The sequence below is a fragment of the Romboutsia lituseburensis DSM 797 genome (assembly GCF_900103615.1).
Taxonomy (GTDB): domain Bacteria; phylum Bacillota; class Clostridia; order Peptostreptococcales; family Peptostreptococcaceae; genus Romboutsia_F; species Romboutsia_F lituseburensis.
The window spans coordinates 598,322-623,248 of the sequence record NZ_FNGW01000001.1 but is presented as its reverse complement, the minus strand read 5'-3'; the positions used below and the strand labels follow the sequence as shown (position 1 = coordinate 623,248).

Below are 24,927 nucleotides of genomic sequence, written 5' to 3'. Positions count from 1 at the left end.
ACATTGAAAAAACAACAATAATATATATTTAAAATAATTATTTTATAAAATGATATTGACAATGATAATTTTTATCAATAAAATAAGAATAAAGTGTTTGAGAATAAATATCAATGGGTATTAATTATCATATAACAGATAACGTAGGAGGAATTATGAAAAAGAGGCACTTAATAATTTTATTGATATTATTATCATTAATCTCCGTATTTCTAGGAGTACATGATATTAAAATAACAGATATATTTAGGTTAAGTAATGATCAAATAAATGTTTTACTTATAAGCAGAATACCAAGACTTATAAGTATATTAGTTGCAGGTATGGGTATGAGTATATGTGGTCTTATAATGCAGCAGATAAGTAAAAATAAATTTGTATCACCAACAACAGGAGCAACAATAGATGCAGCTCAACTAGGATTAGTATTTGCAATGCTATTACTTCCTAAAGCTGGTATGGGAGGAAAAATGATAATTTCATTTATTTTTTCACTGATAGGAACATTTTTATTTATGAATATATTAAAAAGATTACAGTTTAAAAATGCAGTCTTTGTACCGCTAGTTGGAATCATGTTTGGTAATATAATTGGTTCAATGACTACATTCATAGCTTATAGGTACAACTTAATGCAAGATATATCAGCTTGGATGCAAGGTAACTTTGCTATGATACTTAAAGGAAATTATGAAATGTTGTACATAACAATACCACTAATAGTTATTGCATATTTATATGCAAATAAATTTACTATAGCAGGTATGGGAGAAGATTTTGCAACGAACTTAGGACTTAATTACAACAAAATAGTAAACATTGGATTAACTATAGTAGCAGTAGTAACAGCAAGTGTTGTTATAACTGTTGGAAGTATTCCATTTATAGGTTTAATAGTTCCTAATATAGTTTCTATGTATAAAGGAGACAACATAAAAGATAGTATATGGCATACAGGACTATTTGGAGCAATATTTGTTTTAAGTTGTGACATATTTTCAAGAATAATAATATATCCATATGAAATACCAATAGGTCTTACAGTAGGTGCTATCGGAAGTGCGATGTTTTTATACATGATATTAAGGAGGAAGTCATATGCAAGTTAGTTCTAGTAATAAATTACCTAGTAAAAGTAATTTATATATATATAAAGAAAACAAGCAAAAAAAAATACTTTACATATTATTAGCAATGATTGCAGTATTTTCAGCTTTGTTTTTAACATCAGGAGTAAATCCTAATCACTTTGACTACGCAATGAGTCAGAGAATACCAAAATTAGTAGCAATAATTTTAACAGGAGGATGTATAGCTTTTTCATCTATGATTTTTCAAACTATAACTAATAACAATATCTTAACACCAAGTGTATTAGGTCTAGATTCATTATATGTATTAGTTCAAACAATAATAGTATTTTTCGTAGGAGTTGAAAGTAATTTTGTAACTAATAAAAGTAGCAACTTTTTATTATCAGTAACAGTAATGGTTGTAGCAAGTTTTGTTCTTTATAAAAACTTATTTGAAAAAAGTAATAACAACATATTCTTTTTATTACTAGTAGGTATGATCTTTGGAACATTATTCAAAAGCATGTCAACATTTATGCAAGTAATAATAGATCCAAATGAATATGCAGCGCTTCAAAATAGTTTATATGCAAGTTTTGGAAATGTGAACACTAAAATTATAGTAATAGCATTTTTAATTATAATAGGTATGGTTCCATTTATTTATGATGATTTAAAGTATTTAGATGTTATAAGTTTAGGGAAAGATCATGCAATAAACTTAGGTGTAGATTATGATAGTGTTGTAAAAAAGATGATAGTAGTTGTATCAATTTTAGTATCAGTATCTACAGCATTAGTTGGTCCGATTACCTTCTTAGGATTGATTGTAGTAAATGTAACTAAGCAAATGTTAAATACTTATAAACATTCATATTTAGTAACTGCATCTGTATTAGTCAGTGTATTAACATTGGTAGGGGGACAATTTTTAGTAGAAAGAGTATTTGGTTTAAATACAACTTTAAGTGTAATTATAAACTTTATCGGTGGAATATACTTTATATACTTATTATTAAAGGAGAGCAAAGCATAATGATAGTGGTAAAAGACTTAATAAAAAAATATTCAAATAAAACTGTTGTAGATAATGTTTCTATAAATATAGAAAAAGGAAAGATAACTTCATTTATAGGTCCAAATGGAGCTGGTAAAAGTACTGCTTTATCAATGATAACTAGACTTATGAAAAAAGATGGAGGAAAGATAATAATAGATGGAAAAAATCTAGATGAATGGAATAACAAGGAACTATCTAAAAAGATAGCAATACTTAAACAATCTAATAATGTAAATTTAAAACTTACAATAAGAGAGTTAGTTAGCTTTGGAAGATTCCCGCATAGCCAAGGAAGACTTACTGATGAAGATAATAAGTATATTGATGAAGCTATTGAGTATATGAAACTTAAAAATATAGAAGATAAATACTTAGATGAACTAAGTGGAGGTCAAAGACAAAGGGCGTATATAGCAATGGTTATAGCTCAAAATACGGAATATGTATTTCTAGATGAACCGCTTAACAATCTAGATATGAAGCACTCAGTAGAAATGATGAAGGTACTTAGAAATTTATGTGATGAATTAGGAAAAACAGTTGTTTTAGTAATGCATGATATAAACTATACATCTTGTTATTCAGACTACATAGTAGCTCTTAAAGATGGTAAAATAGCTAGTTATGGAACTCGTGATGCAATAATAAATAAAGAAACTCTAGAATCGATTTATGAAATGGAGTTTAATATAACTGAAATAAACGGAGAAAAAATTTGTGTTTATTTCTAAAAAATTTTAAAAATGTATTGATAAAGATAATCAATACGAAGTAAGAGAATAAATCAATCAATAATATAAAAACAAGAGAGGATAAAATAAAATGAATAAAAAAGTAGCATTAATATCAGGATTAGCAATAGTTGGAATAATAGGAGGTATGTTAGTATTTTCAAATAAAGGGAAACAAGAAAGTAAGGAAAGTTCTAAGGAAGTTGTAAAAGTTGAGCATGCCTTAGGAAGTACAGAGGTTGCTGAAAATCCAGAAAAAATAGTAGTATTTGATTATGCAGCATTAGATGCAATGGAGACTTTAGATATAGATGGAGTTGTTGGAGTTGCTAAAGGTTCTTCTATACCTAAATATTTAAATAAATATGAAGGTGATGAATATGCAAATGTAGGTGGATTAAAAGAACCAGATTTAGAGAAAATAAATGAACTTGACCCAGATTTAATAATAATAAATGGAAGACAACATAGTTTTTATGATAAACTAAATCAAATAGCACCAACTATATCATTATCTAAAGAAGATGGAAAGTATATGGAAAGCTTTAGCCATAACATGGAAGTTTTAGGTGATATATTTAATAAAGAAGAAAAAGTAGATCAGGAGTTAGCTAAAATAGATAAAAAAATAGAGAAAATAAACAAACAAGTAACTGATAAAGGTTATAAAGCAACTACTTTAATGGTTAGTGATGGTACTTTAAGTGTATTTGGAGAAGATTCAAGATTTGGTTTAATATACAAAAACTTAGGATTTAAAAATACAGATGAAAATGTTAAAACAGCAGACCATGGGCAAGATGTTTCATTTGAATATGTAGCAAGCCAAGATTCTGATTATATGTTTGTGATAGACAAGTCAGTTATATCTAGCGATAAAGAGCAAAAGCCAGCAGCTGAAATTTTAAATAATGATTTAATAAATAATACAAAAGTAGCTAAAGAAAATAATATAGTTTACTTAGATACACATGCTTGGTATTTAAGTGATGGTGGATTTATATCTACAAACAACATGATAGATGAAATATCTAAAGCAATAAACAAATAATAGTGTAAAGTATTAAAGTTGTATGATATCTAAGATTTAGCTATCATACAACTTTAAATTTTTTACGCTTAAGGGAATTATAATATATCAAAAACTGTGGACAAGTTATGAAGCACAGGAATATCAACACCTCTGTGAAAGTAAAAAATGATATTTTTGAGCAACGGACGAAGTCGTTGGCGACATGAAGTGTAGCGCCCACGCAGTGGCTTGAGCGAAGCGAATTTTTTATATAAAATAAAAAGAGTATATTAAATATAAAAATTTAATAATATATAATTTAAGTAAAGTTAGTTTATATACGTGTCGAAAAGTGTATAAATATAAGAAAGAGGAGGTTTGAAAATGTTAAAAGAATTTATAAAATATTATAAGCCATATAAAAAGCTATTTGCACTAGACTTATTAGCAGCATTTACAGTGGCATTATGTGATTTAGTATATCCTATGATAACAAGAAATATAATGGACGATGTTGTTCCAAATAAAGATACAAGAATGCTTTTAGTATTTGCAGTAACTTTATTAGTAATATTTATTTTAAAAGCAGGTCTTAACTATTTTATGCAGTATTGGGGCCATGTGGTGGGTGTAAGAATGCAGGCAGATATGAGAAGCTATGTATTTACACATCTTCAAAAATTACCTAACTCATACTTTAATGACAATAAAAGTGGTGTCATAATGTCTAGAATTATAAATGACCTTATGGAGGTTTCAGAATTAGCGCATCATGGTCCAGAGGATTTATTTATATCATTAGTAATGTTAGTAGGGGCATTTTTCATATTAATAGGAATAAATGTAGAGCTTACTTTAATTGTATTTGCAATATTACCAATAATACTTTTATATGCTATAACGCAAAGAAAGAGGATGAATAAAGCATTTAAAGAAACTAGAGTAAGAACAGGTGATGTTAATGCAACTCTTGAAAATAGTATAGCGGGTATGAAAGTTACAAAATCATTTTGTACTCAAAAAGAAGAATTAGAGAAATTTAATGAAAGTAATAACATATTTAAACACGCAAGAGAAAGTGCATATAAAGTAATGGCTGAGTACTTCTCAGGAATGTTCTTACTTATAGATATTCTTGAATTAGTAGTTTTAATAATAGCAGGTTACTTTACTTACATGAATCGTATAACTTTAGGGGATTTTGCTGCATATTTACTTTATGTAAAAATGTTTATACAGCCAATTAGAAAATTAATAAACTTTACAGAACAATACCAAAATGGTATGACTGGATTTGAGAGATTCATAGAGATAATAAATGAAGAAACTGAAAAAGAATGTGAAAATCCAATCGAATTAAAAAACGTAGAAGGTAATATAGAAATAGAAAATGTTTCATTCAAATATGAAAATAACAATGAAGTTTTAAGTAACTTAAGTTTATCAGTAGAAGCTGGAAAAACTATAGCATTGGTTGGTCCGTCTGGTGGAGGAAAAACAACACTATGTAATCTTATACCAAGATTCTTTGATTTTGAAGAGGGAAGTATAAAGATAGATGGAATAGATGTTAAAGATGTAAGCTTAGACTCACTTAGAAAAAATATAGGTGTGGTAGCACAAGATGTATTCTTATTTACAGGAACTATAAGAGACAATATAGTAATAGGTAAGTCTGGTGCAAGTGAAGAAGAAATAATTGATGCCTGTAAAAAAGCTAAAATTCATGATTTCATACAAAGCTTACCAGAGGGTTACGACACTTATATAGGTGAAAGAGGAGTAAAATTATCAGGCGGACAAAAACAAAGAGTATCTATAGCTAGAATATTCTTAAAAAATCCTCCAATAATGATATTAGATGAAGCTACATCAGCACTTGATAATGTAACGGAATATGAAATACAAAAATCTCTTGAAGAATTAAGTAGTGATAGAACTAACTTAGTTGTGGCACATAGATTATCTACTATTAAAAATGCAGATGAGATAATAGTTTTAACAGATAATGGAATTGAAGAAAGAGGAACTCATGATGAGTTAATAAAAAAAGGTGGAGTATATAGTAAGCTTCATAGAAAATAGACGCTTATAAAATATTTACCTTATCTAATAAATACTTTGAAGATAGTTTTTATGGCAGTTAATGACTTTATTAGTGAGTTAAAATATTAAAGTTAATAAATAAGGATGTTTTTATAATTTAAGGTTATAAATTTTAAACATCCTTATTTTATGCTCAAATTAGAAATTAAGGAGAAATAAAATGAGTAATTGGTTGTTTTATGCTGTATTGGCAGCAATAAGTGCCAGTTTTGTAACTGTGTTTACAAAGCTTGGAATAAAAAATTTATCACCTTCAATGGCAACAACACTAAGAGCTATTATAATGGCTCTATTTCTTATGATAGTTTCATTTGTAAAAGGTGATTTAAATAATATATCTAGCGTTATAGAACATAAAAAAGATTTATTATTCTTAGTCTTTGCAGGAATATCAGGAGCATTGTCTTGGTTATTTTTAAATATTGCCTTAAAGACAGGCAAGACTTGGCAGGTTGCACCGATTGACAAGTTATCAGTAGTATTAACTGTAATAATTTCAGTTTTAATATTTAAAGAGCAAATAAGTACAAAGGGAATAGTTGGTGTAGTATTTATAGGGATGGGTACTATATTGGTTGCTCTTGCTTAGTGAAATTTAATTACTTTCTAAAAATCTAATACAGTTCTTTAGGTGGAACTATGTACAAAATTAAGACGTATATAAATAGTATGTAGGTTGTTAAGGAGGGGATTAAAATTAGTAAAAGAGCATTGTATAAACAGTTTAGAAAATATGAAGTAAATTTATCAAATAATAGTGTAAGCCCAAATTCAAATATAAGTTCAAATAACATAAGAAACTTAAAAGAAAAGTGGAAAATACAAACTAATTCGCCGATATCGAGTGACCCTATAGTTTATTTTGGGAAAGTGTATTTTACTGATTGGGAAGGAAATGCATATTGTGTAGACAAATCAACTGGAGATTTAATATGGAAAATAAATGTGTATTTACCTCCAACACCACAAACTTGTGAATTAGACAAAATATCAATTCCTAAATATATAAAGGAAAAGTATGAGCAAAATTTATCAGATATATGTATACCATATTTATGGGCTGGATTTGCAGGAACAGGAGTTATAGTGGGAAATGTATGGTATATAGCTAGTGTGGGCGGAAAGCAAGGACCACCTCTATTAAATGAAGCTCCAGGGAATTTGTATGCAATAGATATTACCAGCCATCGAGTTGTATGGGCTACGAAAATAACTGATTATAAGCTTGGAGGTGGATTAGCAAAACTAATTGTATATGATAACATTGTGTATGTAGGCATATGTGGATTAGATGAAGCTGTAGCTGGTATATATAAAGAGCTAAACTTAGAATTTAAGCCAGAAACTGTAGGAGGTGTAGTTGCATTTGATTGTATAACAGGGAAACAGATTTGGGAAACCAAAACAGTAGGTCTATTAGAAGGTGATAATTTAGATGCAAAAGGTGCTGGAGTTTGGGGTTCTTTTGGAATCTGTCCAATATGCAATATGATATATTTTGGAACAGGAAATAATTATGGAGAACCTTCAAGTAAAAGCTCTGATGCAATTATAGCTCTAGATTGTAAAACAGGAAAATTAATATGGCAAAATCAAGTTGTACAAGGGGATACATGGCTTCCTGGGGATGAGAAACATCCAGATGATGATTTTGGTTCAGGACCTCAAGTATTTGAGATAATGGATGAAAATAAAAAACCTATATATGTTGTAGGTATAGGTGGTAAAGATGGATATTATTATGTATTTAGAAGAAAAGATGGAAAATTGATATGGAGTACTAAGATATACACAGGCCAAGATTCAGGCTCCGGTATAAGAGGAAATGCGGCAGTAGGAAATGGATATGTATATGTCTGGAGCAATAATGGATGGGATGAAGATGATTTAACAGATGATCATGAATTTAGTTTAACTGTAGCGTGCTTAGATGCTAATACAGGAAATATAGTATGGAAACAAATTCAAAATAGCACTGGAGCTGTAGGCGCAGGAGTACTTTGTAATGATGTTTTTATAGTAGGAGATATGATGGGCAACCTAGTAGGATATAAAGGTGATACTGGAGAGATTATTTGGAAGAGTAAAGTAGAGAATGCATCTGTAGCATCAAGTATAATAGGAAATGATAATTGTATATATGTTGGAGTTGGAGTACCTAAAATTTATGGAGGTTTGCCTAATAAAGGTATATATGCTTATAGTATAGATTAATAAATAAAGTCATAAAAAAGTGCGTAGTGATATAAATCACTACGCACTTTTTGTGTTAATTTATAGAGCTTTCTACTCTTTTATAAATTAAGGAACATATGAAATTTAAAACAAAACAATAAATAAAACTAAATACCAAGATAAGACATTGAGATAATAAATTAAATGAATAAGCAAATCCAATTAAATTGATACCAATAATAAAAGTTACAACATTTATTGATAACAACAGTATTATCCCTGAAATTGTACAAATCAAATACTTATTATCTAGATGGTTGTTAAAAAATCCAAGCATAAATCCTAAAAGTCCGTTTGTAAATAAAAATATCAGATTTTCATGTGGGCTTATAAACGTTATTAGTATAAAAGCAACTATATAACTTAAAAAGCCTAAAGTAGAATGTTTTCTAGTTATTATATAAATTGGTATGGAACTAAAAATAGTTAAGATTATAAAAATTTCAGAAAAGAAAGTAGGTATACACTGAAATATAGAACTAATAACAGCCATCAATGCGCCTAAAGCTAAGTATTTAATTTTCATAATATACCTCCAAATAAAAGTTTTATTATATATTATGAAAAAAATGATTTAAGTGATAAATTAATATAATTAAAATACTCTTATAGTTACTATAAAAGTTTAAATTAAAATAATATTTATAGAGAAATACTTTTAAAATTAAATAATTTTTATATATAGGAAATATTTAGTATAATGTATAATAGCATAAGATAAAACCTAAAGGGGGTGAAGGTTAAGATGAAAAAAGCAGTATACTTTTTTATTATGATTTTAATGTTATTTTCTTTAGCTGGTTGTAGCTCATATCAAAGTGGAAATGATGCTAAAGTAACTATTGGAAAGTCTGAAAAGTTTAGTGAAGAAGAAATAAAGGATTCAGTAGAATGCACAAAAGAAAAATTTAAAAGCTTTAAAGGATGCACTCTTACTGATATATGGTATGATGAAGAAAAATCGAATAAGCTAACTCATAATTATTTACAAGAAGGTAATGGGGGTTATGAATCTGGTGCTACTGATGAAAATACAATTGTATTAATATCTAATTTTAAGGTAGGTAGCTCAGGAGGAGATGGTAGCTTAGAGCCTAACTCAACTTATACTGATTGGCAGTGGTATTTAGTTAGAGATAGTAAAAATGGAAAATGGAAAGTTGTAGGCTGGGGTTATTAATTTGTTATTTATAAAGCATGAAAAATCCTAAATTACAATAAACAATAAAAGAGCTGTAGATATTATAACACTGATACTTTAACATTACATTTGTATAGAAAAATTTCGAAAAATATTGTATACTGATATTAGTACCAGGTAATAAAAAGGAGAAATATATGACATCAAAAAAGAAAAAAGCACTTATAATAAGCACATCTATATTAGTTTTAGCATTTTTAATAATATCAGTTGTAGTCGGTTATTTAGTTTATGATGGTTCAGTAGGTTCTGAGCAAACAATAAAAAATGAAAATGTAATGGAAGTATTTTCAAATAGAGAAAATAAACCATTAGAAAAATTAAAAAAATATAAGCATGAAAATATAATGATAGATTCACCACAAAATGGATATAAAATTGAAACTATGTTTATAAAATCGAATAAAGAAACAGAGAATACTGTAATACTTGTTCATGGAATAGAAAGCTATTACTATGAATACTTAGAAAAAGCATTTGAATATCTAGAAAGAGGATATAATGTAGTATTATACAACCAAAGACACACAGGAAATACAGGTGGAGATGATTATACATTTGGATTGTATGAAAGATATGATTTAGATAACGTAGCAAAGTATGTTAAGCAAAAGTATCCTAATGGATTATTAGGGGCTCATGGTCACTCTATGGGAGCAGCAACAGTTGTTATGCATTCTAAAATAAATGAGAAAAATAAATATGTAGATTTTTATATAGCAGATTCTCCATATCATGAAATGTCAGATGCAATAAGATTAGGTATAGAAGATAAAAATATACCACTATTACCAGTAGGATATGCAAGAGCTATGGGAAATATTTATACTAAAGTTAAATCAGGATTTAGTTATGATGAAGTTAAACCATATGAAGCTGTTCAAAATATAACAGTTCCTATGTTTTTAATACATGGAAAAGAAGATAAGGTATGTTCACCTGAAAGTAGTAAAATAATATATGATAATATACCTCACAATAATAAAGAGTTATGGTTAGTAGATAATGTGCAACATGTTAATGCCTATGATAAAGTAGGAGATGAATATTTTGATAGAATAATAAACTTTATAAATAATAAAGTTGTAACAAATAAATAAACAATAAAAGTTGCTAAGATACACAATAGTATTTTAGCAACTTTTTATATTTAAGGAGACTATTATTATATTGTTAGTAAATTATATTTACTAATTCACCACCATATTCTATACCTGTGCTATATCCTAAATCTTTAAATAAAACCTTATTATTTTTAGTGTTTTCTAAGATAACATCAACTCTTCCATTTAGAGTTTCATTTACTAAAGGAATCATATCCCCATTTTTAGGACCCATACACAATACAAAGTCGCTTTTTTTAGTATAGGTTTTTAATGTTAATCTTAAATTACCTTTAGAAACTACAAGTTCAATATCTTTACCAATATATTTTAGCTCTAATTTACTTTTATTAATTGTAGTAAAGCTTAAAAAAGTTTTGCCAATAGTTAATCCTATTAAAAAGCCTCTAAAGTCTTTTACAGGAAAAGGTATAGTTGCAAGTGAACAAGTAATGCTTACATCTTTATTTCTAAAGCTATTGCTTTGAATCCATATCCATGACTTGGGAAAGCTTTTACCCCAATTTTTTTCGATATAGACTTTTCCACCGGTAAAATCGATTAATTTATTATCTATTTCTAATTGACCAACTATATCACCATTTAAGACGCATACCTGGCTATAGCATTCCATGAAGCTTAAATAATTATAAAATCCCATACTTCCAGGATTTATAAAAGAATCTTTCCATTTAACTATGTTTTTGAATTTTAATTCACCTTTTATAGATTTATTATCATACTTTAAATTTAAAATTATATTATCAAGAGCAAATACATTTGATTTTATACCTATTTTAAAATCATTGTTGTTAAATTTAAATTCATTTTTATTAAACCTTAGATAATTATATTTGATATTAAAGCCATCAACTATTTGAATAAAACTATGATGTTCATAAGGCGTTCTACCTAGAGATATGCCTGGAATAAAGGCAAATTTATATAAATTATTTTTATCAACTATTTTAAAATACCATCCTTCAAAAAAATCTTTATTTTTACTAAATCCATGATATAAGTCTGGTTTTTGGATTATATTCATAAAGCCCTCCAATATATTTTTAAATAAATTAATTCTATTATAAAAAAGTCGCTTCGCTCCTGTCGCCAACGACTTATTCTGTTGCTCAAAATATTTTTTATGCTCAAAACAAATGTATTGATATAACTTACTTTCATGATTTATCCACATAAAATGAAGCATCATGATAACCTTAAGCATAAAAAATAGCTTCTTTTTATAATAATTACTTATTTTAATGGGAAATATACTATATTATGGACAAATTAAAAAAATAAGGAGAATAAAAATGAATGAATCATATTGGATAGCAAGCTCTAAACATAATGAATTAAAAAGTTTAGATAAAGATATAAATGTAGATACATTAATAGTTGGAGGAGGTATAGTTGGGATTACAACGGCATATCTATTAGCTAAGCAAGGTATAAAAGTAACTCTTATAGATGCTAATAAAATAGGATATGGTTCCTCTGGTAGAAATACAGGAAAAGTAACATCTCAACACGGGATTATATATTCAAAAATAAGTCAAAAGTATGGAGATTATAAAGCAAAGCTATACTATGGAGGAAATGAAGAGGCTATTAATTTAATAGAAGATATAATAAATGAAAACAATATAAAGTGTAATTTTAAAAGAGTAGATGCTTATATATTAGCCCAAAATGAAAATTATTTAGAAGAATTAAAAGAAGAGTATGATACTTGTAAAAAATTAGGAATTGATTGTGAATACTATGAAACATTAGATTTGCCAATAGACTCTAAAGGTGCTATAAAATTCAAAAACCAAGGAGAATTTAATCCTAAAAAATACTTAGATTCATTATTAAAAAAATGTATAGAACTAGGTGTTAAAGTATATGAAAATACAGCGGGAGTTAATTTTAGAAAAGGTGATATATGTACTATAAAAACAAATCAAGAAAAGGTAATTTGTGCTAAAAATGTAGTAATAGCATCTCATGTTCCTTGGTATGATGGAAAAAACTTTTATTTTGCAAAAGAAAAAGGAGATAGATCTTATTTAATAGCTGCTAAACTAGAAAAAGATATTATGCCAGGAATATTCTTAGGAGTTGAAGATAAAGGTATAACACTTAGAACTTGTGAGGAAGATGGTAGAAAGTTATTAATATTTGGAGGCGGAGATCATAAGGTTGGTCAATGTAAAAATGAAGGAGAAATTTATGATAAGCTAAAAGAATATGCTAAAGAAAAATTTAATGTTAAAGATTTTAAATATCAATGGTCAGCTCAAGATTATATGAGTTATGATAATGTACCTTATATAGGCAATATAAATAAAAAAGAAAAAAATGTTTATGTTGCAACTGGTTTTTCAAAATGGGGGATGACAGGCGGAACATTATCCGCTATGATAATCAGTAAGCTTATAATAAAAAAAGAATCTAAATATGAAGATTTATTTAATCCATCTAGAAAAGGAAGTTATTTAACTACAGATTTTTACAAAGAAAATCTAAACATGACATTAAACTATATATCTGGAAAATTAAAATATGGTAGTGATCATTTTCCAATACAAGAAGGAACTAGTGAAATAGTTGTATTAGAGGACAATAAAAGATACGGAGCATACAGACATTTTGATGGAACATTATATATAGTAGACATAACTTGTCCACACTTAGGTTGTGAGCTTACATTTAATTCAGCTGAAAAAACTTGGGACTGTCCATGTCATGCATCTAGATATGATTACAAAGGAAATATCTTAGAAGGTCCTACTGTAAAGCCTTTAAAAAGATATGGAGAAGGAAAAAATCATATAAAAATAAATTTATAAAAAATTTATTATAGTAGGCTTAGAATAAACACAGAAAGTTGGGAGATTAATATGAGAAATAAAAATACAACAAAGTACGTAACTATTTTATTATTGATAATATATTTAGGGTCTATAGCTATTTTTGTAAAAGATAAAAATACTATGAATATATTAATAGCTTCTATTTGTACAGTAGGGACTATAATTTTATATTTTGTTCATAAAAAGTATACTAGATTAATTGATAATAATTTATATATAGTAAGTGCATTATTTGTAATGATATCGTCGCTATTAGGTTCATGCTATGGGTTTTATGATATAAATCATTATGATGACTTTTTACACTTATGGTCAGGTCTTATAACAGTCAGTATAGCATTTTCCATAATGACATTCTTTCATAGTGATAATGATCTTAAAAAGATAAATAAATATTTTATAATTATTTATGTTTTTATGTTTAGTATGGGAGTTGCTAGTTTATGGGAGATATCTGAATTTCTTATTGATAGATTTTTAGGTATGAATATGCAGGTTGGTGGATTAGTTGATACTATGATAGATATGATAGACGCATTAGTAGGAGCTATAATAATGTTACCATTTATATATAAAAAATTAAATTTAACTAATAAAAAGCTAACATTTAAATAAAAAAATCCTTTTAGAATATAATATTAAAATGTATCCTATAGAATAGACAATAAAAAAGTCTACTCTATAGGATTTTATTTATTTCAAAGTATATATAAATAACTAATTATTAGTGTCTATAAATTGTTGCAAGTACTTGTCCATTGAATCACAGACATTTTTAGCATCAACTACAGCTTGTATAACAGTTTTAGCACCATTTGTTACATCACCACAAGCATATACACCTTCTCTTGTAGTAAGACCAGCCTCATCTGTTAATAAAAGGCCACCTTTTTTTACGTCAAGACCTTTATTATTTATGACAATAGTATTTTTAGGACTTTGGCTAACTGCAATTAATATACTATCACATTCGAATAATTCTTTACTATCTTCAACTGTAACTAAAGACGTAGTACCATCTTCATTTTCTATTAATTTAGTATCTTCAAAAATTATACCATCATCTACTATTTCATAAGGAGCTTTAAATGTTTTAAATAAAACACCTTCTTCTTTAGCTTCAGAAATTTCATGTTTAGTAGCGGTCATATTTTCAAATCCTCTTCTATAGGCTACATAAACCTCATTAGCACCAAAATATTTAGCACTTCTAGCTGCATCCATAGCTACATTACCAGCACCTATTACAACAACTTTATTTCCTAGATCATATCTATTAGGGCTTCTTAAATAATCAATTGCATAATGAACATGGCCAAAAGTTTCCCCTTTTATATCTAATCTTCTTGGATTCCATACACCAGTACCTATAAATATAGATTTATAGCCGTCCTCAAATAATTTGCTTAAAGTAACAACTGGACCAATTAAAGCATTAAATTTAATTTTAACACCAAGCTCTTTTAATCTTTTTTCTAATAAACTAATATTAAATCTAGGTAATCTAAATGCAGGTATACCATATGTTAAAATACCACCGATTCTTTCATTTTTTTCAAATATAGTAACACTATAACCTCTAAGAGCTAAGTTTAGTGCTACTGTTATACCGGCAGGACCTGATCCAACTACAGCAACTTTAACTCCATTTTGCTTAGGTTTTTCTAGCTTAATATTTTCTAGATATTTAGTAGATATTTCGTATTCTATATCATGGAAACGAACAGGTTCTCCTTTTATACCCTTTATACAGTTACCCTTACATTGATTTTCGTGAGGACAAACTATTGCACATATAGCAGATAAAGGGTTATTTTCAAATAAAATTTTTCCTGCTTCTTCGTATTTACCTTCTTTATATAAACTTATTATTTGTGGAATAGGAGTGTCTATAGGACAATTTTTTTGACATCGAGCATTCTTACAAACAATACATTTATTAGCTTCAATTAAGTTATCAAACATAAACTACCACCTTTACGTCAAATTTTTATAATGATAAAAGTTATAAGTTACTATTTAAAAAATAATATTCTTAAAAATAGAATTACATCAAAATTATGTTTCAAAATTTTAGAATAAATTTTTGTTTAGCATATAGTAAATTATATTTATTTAATTATAACAAATAAATATAAAAAAATATAGATAGGTAATAGCACCAGGTGCTAAAAAATATAATGGATGCTATTCATTTAAAAATAGTATACCATTATTAAAATAAATAAAAAGTATAGTTTATTATTTGACAAAGAATAAGACTCTAACCGTATATTTTAAATAAATAAAAAGTAAATAAGTATATTTACAAAATAGTTTTAAATTAAAAATATGTAATCGGTTTACTAATACAGGAGATTTTAGTAATATAATAGAGGACATAATACTCAAAATCATTTTAAGATTGACTAGTTTTAGGGAGGAGAATGTATATTGATAAAGAATTTTTTTAATCGTGTAAAAAGTTTCGTAGAACAAAATAAAGATACGAAAGAATTAGCTAAAGAAAGTAAAAATGATGAAGTTATACTAAATCAAAAAGAAGGAACAGAGGAAAATAATAATAGTACTAAAAGTGATCTTATCAAAGATTCAGATGATAAAAATATTATACAAAATCAACAATCAGAAAATACACAAGATAAATTACAAAAAAATCATAATCATAATGATATAAATAATTTAGATATTATATTAAAAGCAGAGGATTATGCAAATGAAGAGTCAAATAAAGAATATGAGTATGAAGAAATAAATAATAATGTTTCAGAGGAATTATTAGTAAATAATACAAAAGAACAAAAAAATGATAATAAAATAACAGTTAGTCAAGATGTATCACAAAGTGAAATAGTAACTGAAGATATTGTTAAATGCAAACAAGAAATAAATGAAAGTGCAGATTGTAACGTTAATGATGAAATTGCAATAACTATTGAAAAAGAAGAAATAGATATAGATTCAACACAAAAAAATCAAGAAGTAGTAGAAGAATTTACTAAAGAAGATTTAGACTACATAAAAGATATAAAAATAAAGCGAGGAAAATCTATCAAAGTAATAGATGTATATACTAAAGAAGAACAGATTTTTAATACTTATAAAGAATGTAGTAAAAAATTAAAAATCCCAGCAGAGTATATACAAGAAAACTTAAAATATGGATTTACAGATTATTTTGGAGATGCAATAAAATATTTAGGTCAAGCTCTAAGCTTAGAGGAATTAGATTATATAAACTATTTAGATAGTAATAAAACACCTTCACAAATGCTTAAATATTTAAATAATAAAATATTTACAGCAAAAATATCTGAAGATCAAAGAGATGATATTTTATGTAGTGAAAAATTAGAGCCTGTTAAAATGCATTATACATTTGAATGTATCGATGAAGAATATGATGATTACTTTAGAAAATATAAGTCTATAATTAAAAGGGGAGGAAAAAAGAAGATAGAACTTGTAGACAAAAAAGGGGAAGTAATAGAAATATTCAAGTCTTTAGATGAATGCGCAGACTATATCAAAAAAGATAAAAGTCAAGTGGTTGAGATGCTTAAAAATAAAGATACTAAAGTTGGAAGATATGAAATAAGATATAGTTTAAGAAATATTTAAATTCATAGTAAATTCATAACACTTTCACTTAGCTTTCACACATTTAAAATAAATATAATGTAAAATTATTATAGTGTAATAATAAATAAAATATTAGGGAGGCATAAATGTCAGAAGATAAAAAATTAAATCCAGGTAATCAAGAAGATATACATGATTATACACAAGAGGTTGAAGAAAATAATGTAAATAATGATCAAGAGAATAATACAGAAGAAATAAACGAAGTAGAAAGCACTAAATCGAAAGAGTTAAAAAAAGATAATAAAAGTGCTAAAGCTATAGTTATAGGAGCAATAGTTGGGGTATTATGCTTAGGAGCAGGGTATACAGCAGGAAAAGATGCAGGAAGAAAACTACCAGCAACACATAAAAGCTATGGTAGTAAGGTAATAGCTACAGTTGGAGATACAAAAATAACAGAAAAAGAACTTAGTGGTAGAATGCAACCTTTATTTTATCTAAACGGAAAAACTGAGATGGCAAGTGACCAAGTAAAAGCTTATGAAGAAAGTATGATTGATTATATGACTACAACAGAGGTTTTATATTTAGAAGCTAAGAGTGAAAAAATAACAGCTACTAAAGAAGAAATTGACTCTGAATATACTAATTTAATGTCGAGTATAACACAACAATTCGGATTATCAGAAGAGGATTACTTAAAGCAATTTAAGCTTACTAAAGAAGATGTTAGAAAAGATGTAGAAAAAGAAGTTATAGCAATGAAGTACATGAAAAAAGCGTCAGACGTATCAGAAAAAGAAGCTAAAAATTACTATGATAAAAATAAGGACGAGTTCTTAAAAGTAAGAGCTTCGCACATATTAATACAAAATACAGATACAGATGGTAAAGAAGTAAGTGCAGCTCAAAAGAAAAAAAATAAAGAAAAAGCTGAGGAAATATTAAAGAAAGCTCAAAGTGGAGAAGATTTTGCTGAGTTAGCTAAAAACTATTCTCAAGATTCAAGTGCTGAAAATGGTGGAGATTTAGATTTCTTTGGAAAAGGACAAATGGTAGAGCCTTTTGAAAAAGCAGCATTTTCACTTAAAGTAGGAGAGGTTAGCAAAGATGTTATAGAAAGTCAATTTGGATATCATATAATCAAAAAGACTGATGAAAAACAAGAAGACTTTGATACTATAAAAAGTGATTTAATAACTAAATTATCTTATGAAAAACAAAATAATGTTGTAGATAACTTAGTAGAAAAATATAACGTTGATGTAAAAGATAGATAATACATAAAAAGAGTTATTCTTAGAATTAATTAAAAACTAAGATAACTCTTTTTTTATTTATATTAAATTATATTTTATATTTTTCTATTATTTTATTTAATTCTTTTGGATCTGAGTTAGCCCAATCATAAAAATCTTTTGGAGCTACTTCACATATTTTATAAAGAACTTCAGGTAATTCACTAGCTTTAAAGTCACCTAACGATTTGCCTAATTTAGTTTTTCCGATTTCAAAGCTACCGCCAACAGTAAGTTCAAATGCATCAGTTGATACACCGTCTACATTTTTCTTTTTACCGCATAAACCTATACTACCTACCTGATGTACTCCACATGAATTTGGACATCCAGATATATGAAGTTTAGGAGCTTTATTTAGAACTTCTTCATTGCTTTGAGATCTAAAGTAATCTATTATTTCATTTAGCATTTTTTGACTGTTTTGTATACCCATTTGACATATAGGAACACCTATACAAGATACACTTTGCTCTAAAAGTGAGTTGCAAGTCATAGTTTTGCTAACTTCAAGCATTCTTTTTGCTTCATTTCCATCTAAATTTAATATATATAGTCCTTCAGTCATTCCAAGTCTTATCATCGGATTCTTAACTTTATCTAATTCATTAAGTAAAATTTTTAAATCTTTAAGATATAATTGACCTCCTATTGGATGAATATAAACTGTATATAAGCCATCTTGTTTTTGAGGAATTAACCTCGGATCACATAAATCAATTGTACATCCTGGTTTAGAATAATCAATTGGATCAACATTAAGATCTAATCCACCTTTTTCTTTAACTTTAGCACAGTACTCTTTAAATTTTTGTAAAAATTCTTCTTCACCAAGTTTTTCTACCATATATCTAACTCTAGCTTTATTTTTATTTTCATAGTTTCCTTCAGCCATAAATAGCTCTATCATACCTTGAACACAATAAAGTGCATCTTCAGGTTTTATAACCTCATCAAGTTCTAAAGCTACCTTAGGGTTTTTACCTAAACCACCGCCTAAGAAAACTCTAAAGTATGGTTCATCATCCTTCACTGTTGCAACAAAACCTAAGTCTTGTATACTACAATGAGCTGCGTCAGTATAGCTACTAGAATAAGAAACTTTTAATTTTCTAGGTAAATGATATGTAGTAGAATTTTTTATAAAATATTTATCAGTAGCAATTGCGAAAGGTGTTACATCAAATGCTTCTTCAGAATCAACACCTGAAAGTGGGGATAATCCTACATTTCTAGGGAAGTTTCCACCCCCACCTCTAGTAAATATATCATTTTTTATTCCATCTTCCATAATGTCTACTATAGAATCTATAGAAAGATCATGAAGTTGTATTGCTTGTCTTGTTGTTAAGTGTATTTTTTCAAGTTTATGATTAAGTGCCATTTTATAAATTTTATTAAGTTGAGATTTAGATAAAACACCAGCAGAGACTCTAAGTCTTATCATAAATGATTTTAAATCTCTTTGAGCATAAACTCCGTATCCGCCAGAGAATCCTTTATATGTCATTTTATTTATTTCGCCGTTAAGTAATTTTAAAGATTGATCCTTGAAGTTAGGTAATTCACTTAATAATAATTCTTTAAATTTATCCATTTTTTCACCTCATTAAAGTTTTGCTATACTATTATATTATTTACAAGCAATTATAAAAATATAATATATACAGTACTAAATTTAAAAACTAAAAGATTAATATGTTTATCTTGATTTAAGTATAATACTTTCCATACAATTGGTAAAATTGATATAATAAATAATTATCATTAAATAAAATAATGATTTATGTTAAAATAAAAATGTTATTAATTGTAAATAATTGTTAGAAAATAAGATTAATTAATTATTAAGAATTTTATTAAAATAATTTTTATAGAAGTAAAATAGATGTTTTATTTTCATATTTATTTATATATAATAAAGCTAATGATTAGATTTTAAGGGTTTTGAGTATAATCTAAATGAAAAAATAAATATAAGTAACTTAGTATTTAATTATAAAATTAAAAGTAGATAGTATGAATATTTATAATGAAATTTAAAATATTTTTTATTAAAATGTCTAAAATTAAGCTAGTTAATTTGGAGGAGATTTATATAAAAATAATGAATTAATTAAAGGTAAAGCGAATAGTCATAAAGGATGTGATTAGATGAGATTTACGCCAGATAAAAAGCAAATTAAACTTTTTATAATAATATCTATACCAATACTAATCATAACTCAGTACTACCTTTTTAAATTTGGGATTTTACGTCCCATGGTTAGGGGGGTAGAGTTAAAGATTTCTAAAGGAGATTATGTTGAGGACATAGACCAATTTGTAATGAAACTAAATGAAGAAGTAACTTTATCTAGTGGAGATTATATTTATATACCGACATATGCAAAAAAACCTAATATTTGGTTTAATGTATTAGATAAAAAGGAAGTAATTAAAATAAAAGAAGGTAATACGTTAGTAGCGCTTAAAGAGGGAACTTCTTCAGTTGCTATAATGAAAAACTCAAGAGCCTTAAGAAAAGTAAATATAAAGGTTGTAGACCCTAAAGTACAAAAATTATTAGTAGAGCCTGAAAATAACCTGGTATATGTAGGAGATAAGTCTAAGATAAATACAGTTATAGATGTTGATTATAATAGATTTAAAGAAAAGGAAAAAGCAACTTACGAGAGTTCTGATGAGAATATTGTAAAAGTTAGTGGCAATAAACTAGAAGCTGTAGGTGTTGGAAGAGCGACTGTAACTGTAAAGGCGCAAGATAAAGAAGAAAAATTACGATATAATATACGCGCAAGAGTAGCAAAAATTGATATAGCAGACACTATAGAAATAGGAATAGGAGAAAATAAACAGTTAAATCCTAATATAATAACTAGCCCTAAGGGGTTAAAGCCACCTAAAATTGAATACCAATTGCTAGGTAGAAAGTTATCTGTAGAAAGAAGTATTGCTTTAGATGAAAGAAATGGAACAATACAAGGGATAAGACCTGGATCAGAAAAAGTTAAAATAACTTGTGACAATAAAGAGAAAATAGTTACTGTAAAAGTAACTGATAAAATTTCATCAGACAATAAGATTAAGAATTTAAGATATAGTCATCAAATAGTAGGTAATAAATTACAAATATTCTTAGAGTGGGATTATTTAGAGGGTATATTTGATTATGATGTATATCTAAAGAATAATTCATTAGGAGAAAGTAATTACAAGGTAGTAAAAAATGTAAAAATAAAAGAAGATGACATTAAAATAAATAAAAAGGTATCAACAACTATAGAAGTAGATTTAGTAGATGGAGATCTTCCAGATATTAATATATATGTCGTTGGTAAATCTAAAGATTTTACAACAGGACCAAGTAATATAGTAAGTATTAAACCTCAGCAAAATGATATACAAAATTTATCAGTTAAAAACTTATCTGTTTATGTAGACAAAGAAAATAATGTTGCAAGATTTACTTGGGATGATATAGGTATTGAAGGAGCACAATATAGTATATTTGTAAAAAATAACTTATCAGGTAATAGCGGATATGAGTTACTTGAAGGAAATATTGGATCAAATGAGTATACTATGAATCTTACTGGATCAAGTGCGGATTTAGAATTCTATGTAAGAGCTAATAAGGATGATAAATACTCAGGAAAAAGTAATATTGTTAATATAAAATTTGATTCAAATGAAGATAATTCTGGAGGCGAAGAAGAAAATAAACCTGATGAAGACACTCCAATAGAGTAATAAAGTAATATATATACACATATAAGTATATATATACAAGTATTTTAGGGGAGATGTTATATTGAGAAGACGACATGAGAAAATAAACAGAGCATGTAAAGACTTAGCCGAAGAAGCTTATAAGGCATATACAGGAAAGAAAGATTACAAAAGAGCTTTGGAAATCTACACAGTACTTTCAACGTATACGTGTATACCTAAAGATATATCTAATTTCTCTAAAAACATGATGGCTAGATTAAGCAAGAAAATAGAAGAAAATACCTAAGATTAAGAAAGAGTATATATGTTATTTAACATATATACTCTTTTTACATACTAATGTATTATAAATTATTTGGTTTGTGGATAAGCTATAATATTAACTCATAGACTTGAGCAACAAATTTGTTTTTTAGCTAATTGTTTACAGAAGCTAAGCGACTTTTTTATTTTATCAAATATTAAAATAAATGATAAAATATTTGTTTAAAAAAATTTATTAATTATCTAACATTAAGAAAATAAGAGTAAAAAAAGTATATAACCATTGAAAAATGACAGTTTATATGGTATGATATATTTTAATATAAAATGAATTTGCAAGATTGTATTCAGTAACGAATAAATATATTCTAAATTTAGAATATATTTCAATAAAAATACTGCATAAGGAGAGGGGGAAATACTAAGAAAAGCCTTAGTATAAAAGTGACTTATGAACAAGCAAAAAGAAATATCATTACAAAGGGCACAAGAGCTTAAATCGAGAATTGAAGATTATACTAAAATAAAGTCGTCGATTTCAAAAGGAATAGAAAAACAAGACGAAATTAATAAAAGAAAACAGCATATATTAAATGTACTAGAAGGAACAGAGAAAGATTGGAATAACTACAAATGGCAGCTATCAAATAGAATAACAGATGTAGATACATTGTCTAAAATACTTAATTTAACAGACAAAGAGATAGAACAAATAAGAAAAGTACAAAATCAATTTAGGTGGGCAATATCACCATATTATTTAAGCCTAATTGATCCAGATGACTCATATGATCCAATTAAGCTAATGTCAATACCATCATATATAGAATTAGATGATTCAATCGAAGATTTAGATCCAATGGGAGAAGAATTTACAAATCCAGCAGGAAGTATTACAAGAAGATATCCAGATAGATTAATAATAAATGTTACAAATGAATGTGCTATGTACTGTAGACATTGCCAAAGAAGAAGAAATATCGGACAAGAAGACTGCCATAGAACAAAAAAAGTTATACAAGAGTCAATCGATTATGTAAGAAACAACGAGGAAATAAGAGATGTACTTGTAACTGGAGGAGATCCATTAACATTAAATGATGAAATGTTAGAGTGGATAATTAGTGAACTAAGAAGTATAAAACATGTTGATTATATAAGATTAGGTAGTAGAACTTTAGTTACAATGCCTCAAAGAATAACAGATGAATTCTGTGAGATGATTAAAAAGTATCATCCTATATATATAAATACACATTTTAATCATCCAATGGAAGTAACGGAAGAAACTAAAAAAGCTTGTGAAAAACTAGCAAACAATGGAGTTCCATTAGGAAACCAAGCTGTTCTTTTAAATGGTGTAAATAATGATAAATATGTTATGAGATGCTTAAATCATGAACTATTAAAAATAAGGGTAAGACCATACTATATATTCCATAGTAAACATGTAAAAGGAACTACTCATTTTAATACATCAGTAGATGCAGGTCTTGAGATAATGGAATATCTAAGAGGTTATACATCAGGTATGGCAATACCGACGTATATAATAAATGCACCTAAAGGAAAAGGGAAAACTCCACTTTTACCACAATACTTAATATCTAAAGGTACAGACTATATAATGATAAGAACGTGGGAAGGCGAAGTTGTAAAAGTTGAAGACAAGCCAGCTGTAGATATAAAGCAAGCTATAGACAAGATTATAAAATAAATTAAAGGAATGACTTATAAATATTTATAAGTCATTCCTTTTCTATAAATAAATTATTTATTTAACAAATCAATTTGTTCTTTTAAGATTAGTTCATCAAGTTTTTGACTGACGAGAAGAACTTCTCGAGTTAATCCAAATTTTAAAAACATTTCCCCTAAATGATTTTGCAAGTCATATCTCTTAAGTGTATCCGAGTCAACGTCAATGGACCCAACGTCAGAATTGACCATAAATTTATTTCCCCCTTTTAACTTGATAAATATATAGGTCTAGTACTATAATTTAAAAAGGTTTAAATTAAAATACTTAGTATTTTTATACGGATAGACTATTATTATACTTTATACTTTTAAAAATAAATTAAGTTAAAATTAATTATTTTTAGTTTCTCCAACTAGTTCAAGGTATCCACTAGGATGGAAGAAGTAAATACTGCATGTATTTTTATCTACAAAGTATCCTATATCAGTATCAACATCAGGTAAGAAAACATATCCTTGAAGATTTTTTTCTTTTAGTGATTTAAATTGACTAGCATCGCCTTGATATATGTATTTTACTTTATTATTATATTCTAAAAGAAGTTTCTCAGCCTCTTCTTTAGTTAATTGTTTATGTGAGACAGATTTAGTATGCTTAGTTTTATTATGTTTGATTTGTGATGCAAATGCTGTCTGAGAAATTGGCATAGCTAAGCATGTACAAGTAAGTAGTAGTACTGGAAATATAAATTTTCTTTTCATAACACACATCCTTAATATTTATAGTAAGACACTAAATTTTCAACTAAAATATAACTATAAATTTAATAGTATCTAATCTTAAATATTTACAAAATAGCTAAAAATTATAACAATAAAATAATATTTTTATGGATAATGAAATTATGATCGATTTATAAATAGAAAAAAGTCTTCTAATTAAAGTACTATAATATAGAAGA

Annotated in this window: 22 protein-coding genes; 16 read left to right on the top strand and 6 right to left on the bottom strand. The window is 27.0% G+C overall.

The annotated features are described in order from the left end of the window. Nucleotides 1-155: 155 nt before the first annotated feature. The 7 genes from BLP75_RS02910 to BLP75_RS02880 all read left to right on the top strand — a co-directional run bounded on the left by BLP75_RS02910 (nt 156) and on the right by BLP75_RS02880 (nt 8,196). Entirely contained in the window at nt 156-1,109 is a 954-nt protein-coding gene (locus tag BLP75_RS02910) for an ABC transporter permease (RefSeq protein ID WP_092722693.1), read from the top strand. Next, nucleotides 1,099-2,109 carry an iron chelate uptake ABC transporter family permease subunit gene (locus BLP75_RS02905; protein ID WP_092722691.1) on the top strand — a complete coding sequence of 337 codons (1,011 nt, stop codon included), beginning with the start codon at nt 1,099-1,101 and terminating at the stop codon, nt 2,107-2,109. Before BLP75_RS02910 ends, BLP75_RS02905 begins: the two co-directional genes overlap by 11 nt. Then, nucleotides 2,109-2,864: an iron ABC transporter ATP-binding protein gene (locus BLP75_RS02900; protein WP_092722689.1), complete on the top strand. Its 756-nt coding sequence runs from the start codon at nt 2,109-2,111 to the stop codon at nt 2,862-2,864. The genes BLP75_RS02905 and BLP75_RS02900 overlap by 1 nt, the downstream gene beginning before the upstream one ends. Nucleotides 2,865-2,955: 91 nt before the next feature. Continuing rightward, nucleotides 2,956-3,915: a siderophore ABC transporter substrate-binding protein gene (locus BLP75_RS02895; protein ID WP_092722687.1), complete on the top strand. Its 960-nt coding sequence runs from the start codon at nt 2,956-2,958 to the stop codon at nt 3,913-3,915. Nucleotides 3,916-4,260: 345 nt separating this feature from the next. Continuing rightward, nucleotides 4,261-5,961, top strand: a complete 1,701-nt coding sequence (locus tag BLP75_RS02890; RefSeq protein WP_092722685.1) for an ABC transporter ATP-binding protein — start codon at nt 4,261-4,263, stop codon at nt 5,959-5,961. A 181-nt stretch (nt 5,962-6,142) separates the two neighbouring features. Then, nucleotides 6,143-6,571 carry an EamA family transporter gene (locus BLP75_RS02885; RefSeq protein ID WP_092722683.1) on the top strand — a complete coding sequence of 143 codons (429 nt, stop codon included), beginning with the start codon at nt 6,143-6,145 and terminating at the stop codon, nt 6,569-6,571. A gap of 122 nt (nt 6,572-6,693) precedes the next feature. Continuing rightward, nucleotides 6,694-8,196: an outer membrane protein assembly factor BamB family protein gene (locus BLP75_RS02880; protein WP_092722681.1), complete on the top strand. Its 1,503-nt coding sequence runs from the start codon at nt 6,694-6,696 to the stop codon at nt 8,194-8,196. A gap of 55 nt (nt 8,197-8,251) precedes the next feature. Here the strand turns inward: BLP75_RS02880 and BLP75_RS02875 are convergent, their stop codons facing one another. Beyond that, on the bottom strand, nt 8,252-8,743 hold the full coding sequence (locus tag BLP75_RS02875; RefSeq protein ID WP_092722679.1) for a YybS family protein: 492 nt from the start codon (nt 8,741-8,743) through the stop codon (nt 8,252-8,254). A gap of 219 nt (nt 8,744-8,962) precedes the next feature. Between BLP75_RS02875 and BLP75_RS02870 the strand changes: the two genes are divergently transcribed. Together BLP75_RS02870 and BLP75_RS02865 are read left to right on the top strand one after the other, a co-directional pair. Next, nucleotides 8,963-9,397, top strand: a complete 435-nt coding sequence (locus BLP75_RS02870; protein WP_092722677.1) for a DUF4829 domain-containing protein — start codon at nt 8,963-8,965, stop codon at nt 9,395-9,397. Between the two features lie 158 nt (nt 9,398-9,555). Further along, nucleotides 9,556-10,518 (top strand): alpha/beta hydrolase, encoded by a 963-nt coding sequence (locus tag BLP75_RS02865; RefSeq protein ID WP_092722675.1) that lies wholly within the window; start codon nt 9,556-9,558, stop codon nt 10,516-10,518. Nucleotides 10,519-10,591: 73 nt separating this feature from the next. On the opposite strand, the gene BLP75_RS02860 is transcribed toward BLP75_RS02865, so the two are convergent. Next, entirely contained in the window at nt 10,592-11,566 is a 975-nt protein-coding gene (locus BLP75_RS02860; protein ID WP_092722673.1) for a tocopherol cyclase family protein, read from the bottom strand. 268 nt (nt 11,567-11,834) lie between these two features. Here BLP75_RS02860 and BLP75_RS02855 point away from each other — a divergent pair, with 268 nt between their 5' ends. Both BLP75_RS02855 and BLP75_RS02850 read left to right on the top strand, forming a co-directional pair. After that, complete coding sequence (locus tag BLP75_RS02855; RefSeq protein WP_092722671.1) at nt 11,835-13,358, top strand: FAD-dependent oxidoreductase; 1,524 nt, start codon at nt 11,835-11,837, stop codon at nt 13,356-13,358. A 51-nt stretch (nt 13,359-13,409) separates the two neighbouring features. Continuing rightward, a complete protein-coding gene (locus BLP75_RS02850) occupies nt 13,410-13,997 on the top strand; it encodes a DUF2238 domain-containing protein (protein WP_092722669.1) in 588 nt (195 codons plus the stop codon). 102 nt (nt 13,998-14,099) lie between these two features. Here the strand turns inward: BLP75_RS02850 and BLP75_RS02845 are convergent, their stop codons facing one another. Further along, a complete protein-coding gene (locus BLP75_RS02845) occupies nt 14,100-15,347 on the bottom strand; it encodes an NAD(P)-dependent oxidoreductase (protein ID WP_092722667.1) in 1,248 nt (415 codons plus the stop codon). A 468-nt stretch (nt 15,348-15,815) separates the two neighbouring features. On the opposite strand from BLP75_RS02845, the gene BLP75_RS02840 reads away from it, so the two are divergent. Both BLP75_RS02840 and BLP75_RS02835 read left to right on the top strand, forming a co-directional pair. After that, nucleotides 15,816-17,003: a hypothetical protein gene (locus BLP75_RS02840; protein WP_092722665.1), complete on the top strand. Its 1,188-nt coding sequence runs from the start codon at nt 15,816-15,818 to the stop codon at nt 17,001-17,003. A gap of 107 nt (nt 17,004-17,110) precedes the next feature. Beyond that, nucleotides 17,111-18,247 carry a peptidylprolyl isomerase gene (locus tag BLP75_RS02835; RefSeq protein ID WP_092722663.1) on the top strand — a complete coding sequence of 379 codons (1,137 nt, stop codon included), beginning with the start codon at nt 17,111-17,113 and terminating at the stop codon, nt 18,245-18,247. 67 nt (nt 18,248-18,314) lie between these two features. Here the strand turns inward: BLP75_RS02835 and BLP75_RS02830 are convergent, their stop codons facing one another. After that, nucleotides 18,315-19,862, bottom strand: coding sequence for a nitrite/sulfite reductase (locus BLP75_RS02830; RefSeq protein WP_092722661.1), 1,548 nt, complete (start codon nt 19,860-19,862; stop codon nt 18,315-18,317). Between the two features lie 557 nt (nt 19,863-20,419). Between BLP75_RS02830 and BLP75_RS02825 the strand changes: the two genes are divergently transcribed. The 3 genes from BLP75_RS02825 to eam all read left to right on the top strand — a co-directional run bounded on the left by BLP75_RS02825 (nt 20,420) and on the right by eam (nt 23,981). After that, nucleotides 20,420-22,018: a hypothetical protein gene (locus BLP75_RS02825; RefSeq protein WP_092722659.1), complete on the top strand. Its 1,599-nt coding sequence runs from the start codon at nt 20,420-20,422 to the stop codon at nt 22,016-22,018. A 61-nt stretch (nt 22,019-22,079) separates the two neighbouring features. After that, a complete protein-coding gene (locus BLP75_RS02820) occupies nt 22,080-22,286 on the top strand; it encodes a hypothetical protein (protein ID WP_092722657.1) in 207 nt (68 codons plus the stop codon). A 429-nt stretch (nt 22,287-22,715) separates the two neighbouring features. Beyond that, a complete protein-coding gene (eam, locus tag BLP75_RS02815) occupies nt 22,716-23,981 on the top strand; it encodes a glutamate 2,3-aminomutase (protein ID WP_092722656.1) in 1,266 nt (421 codons plus the stop codon). A gap of 53 nt (nt 23,982-24,034) precedes the next feature. Here the strand turns inward: eam and BLP75_RS02810 are convergent, their stop codons facing one another. Together BLP75_RS02810 and BLP75_RS02805 are read right to left on the bottom strand one after the other, a co-directional pair. Beyond that, nucleotides 24,035-24,214: a hypothetical protein gene (locus BLP75_RS02810; RefSeq protein ID WP_092722654.1), complete on the bottom strand. Its 180-nt coding sequence runs from the start codon at nt 24,212-24,214 to the stop codon at nt 24,035-24,037. A gap of 141 nt (nt 24,215-24,355) precedes the next feature. Continuing rightward, a complete protein-coding gene (locus BLP75_RS02805; RefSeq protein WP_092722652.1) occupies nt 24,356-24,727 on the bottom strand; it encodes a hypothetical protein in 372 nt (123 codons plus the stop codon). Nucleotides 24,728-24,927: the final 200 nt, after the last annotated feature.

Bases quoted from the DNA above. Each gene is read 5' to 3' on its own strand.
- BLP75_RS02885 (WP_092722683.1), top strand. From the start codon at position 6,143: ATGAGTAATTGGTTGTTTTATGCTGTATTGGCAGCAATAAGTGCCAGT.
- BLP75_RS02890 (WP_092722685.1), top strand. From the start codon at position 4,261: ATGTTAAAAGAATTTATAAAATATTATAAGCCATATAAAAAGCTATTT.
- BLP75_RS02825 (WP_092722659.1), top strand. From the start codon at position 20,420: ATGAGATTTACGCCAGATAAAAAGCAAATTAAACTTTTTATAATAATA.
- BLP75_RS02835 (WP_092722663.1), top strand. From the start codon at position 17,111: ATGTCAGAAGATAAAAAATTAAATCCAGGTAATCAAGAAGATATACAT.
- BLP75_RS02805 (WP_092722652.1), bottom strand. From the start codon at position 24,727: ATGAAAAGAAAATTTATATTTCCAGTACTACTACTTACTTGTACATGC.
- BLP75_RS02875 (WP_092722679.1), bottom strand. From the start codon at position 8,743: ATGAAAATTAAATACTTAGCTTTAGGCGCATTGATGGCTGTTATTAGT.
- BLP75_RS02870 (WP_092722677.1), top strand. From the start codon at position 8,963: ATGAAAAAAGCAGTATACTTTTTTATTATGATTTTAATGTTATTTTCT.
- BLP75_RS02810 (WP_092722654.1), bottom strand. From the start codon at position 24,214: ATGGTCAATTCTGACGTTGGGTCCATTGACGTTGACTCGGATACACTT.
- BLP75_RS02865 (WP_092722675.1), top strand. From the start codon at position 9,556: ATGACATCAAAAAAGAAAAAAGCACTTATAATAAGCACATCTATATTA.
- BLP75_RS02850 (WP_092722669.1), top strand. From the start codon at position 13,410: ATGAGAAATAAAAATACAACAAAGTACGTAACTATTTTATTATTGATA.
- eam (WP_092722656.1), top strand. From the start codon at position 22,716: ATGAACAAGCAAAAAGAAATATCATTACAAAGGGCACAAGAGCTTAAA.
- BLP75_RS02830 (WP_092722661.1), bottom strand. From the start codon at position 19,862: ATGGATAAATTTAAAGAATTATTATTAAGTGAATTACCTAACTTCAAG.
- BLP75_RS02855 (WP_092722671.1), top strand. From the start codon at position 11,835: ATGAATGAATCATATTGGATAGCAAGCTCTAAACATAATGAATTAAAA.
- BLP75_RS02900 (WP_092722689.1), top strand. From the start codon at position 2,109: ATGATAGTGGTAAAAGACTTAATAAAAAAATATTCAAATAAAACTGTT.
- BLP75_RS02910 (WP_092722693.1), top strand. From the start codon at position 156: ATGAAAAAGAGGCACTTAATAATTTTATTGATATTATTATCATTAATC.
- BLP75_RS02905 (WP_092722691.1), top strand. From the start codon at position 1,099: ATGCAAGTTAGTTCTAGTAATAAATTACCTAGTAAAAGTAATTTATAT.
- BLP75_RS02860 (WP_092722673.1), bottom strand. From the start codon at position 11,566: ATGAATATAATCCAAAAACCAGACTTATATCATGGATTTAGTAAAAAT.
- BLP75_RS02895 (WP_092722687.1), top strand. From the start codon at position 2,956: ATGAATAAAAAAGTAGCATTAATATCAGGATTAGCAATAGTTGGAATA.
- BLP75_RS02845 (WP_092722667.1), bottom strand. From the start codon at position 15,347: ATGTTTGATAACTTAATTGAAGCTAATAAATGTATTGTTTGTAAGAAT.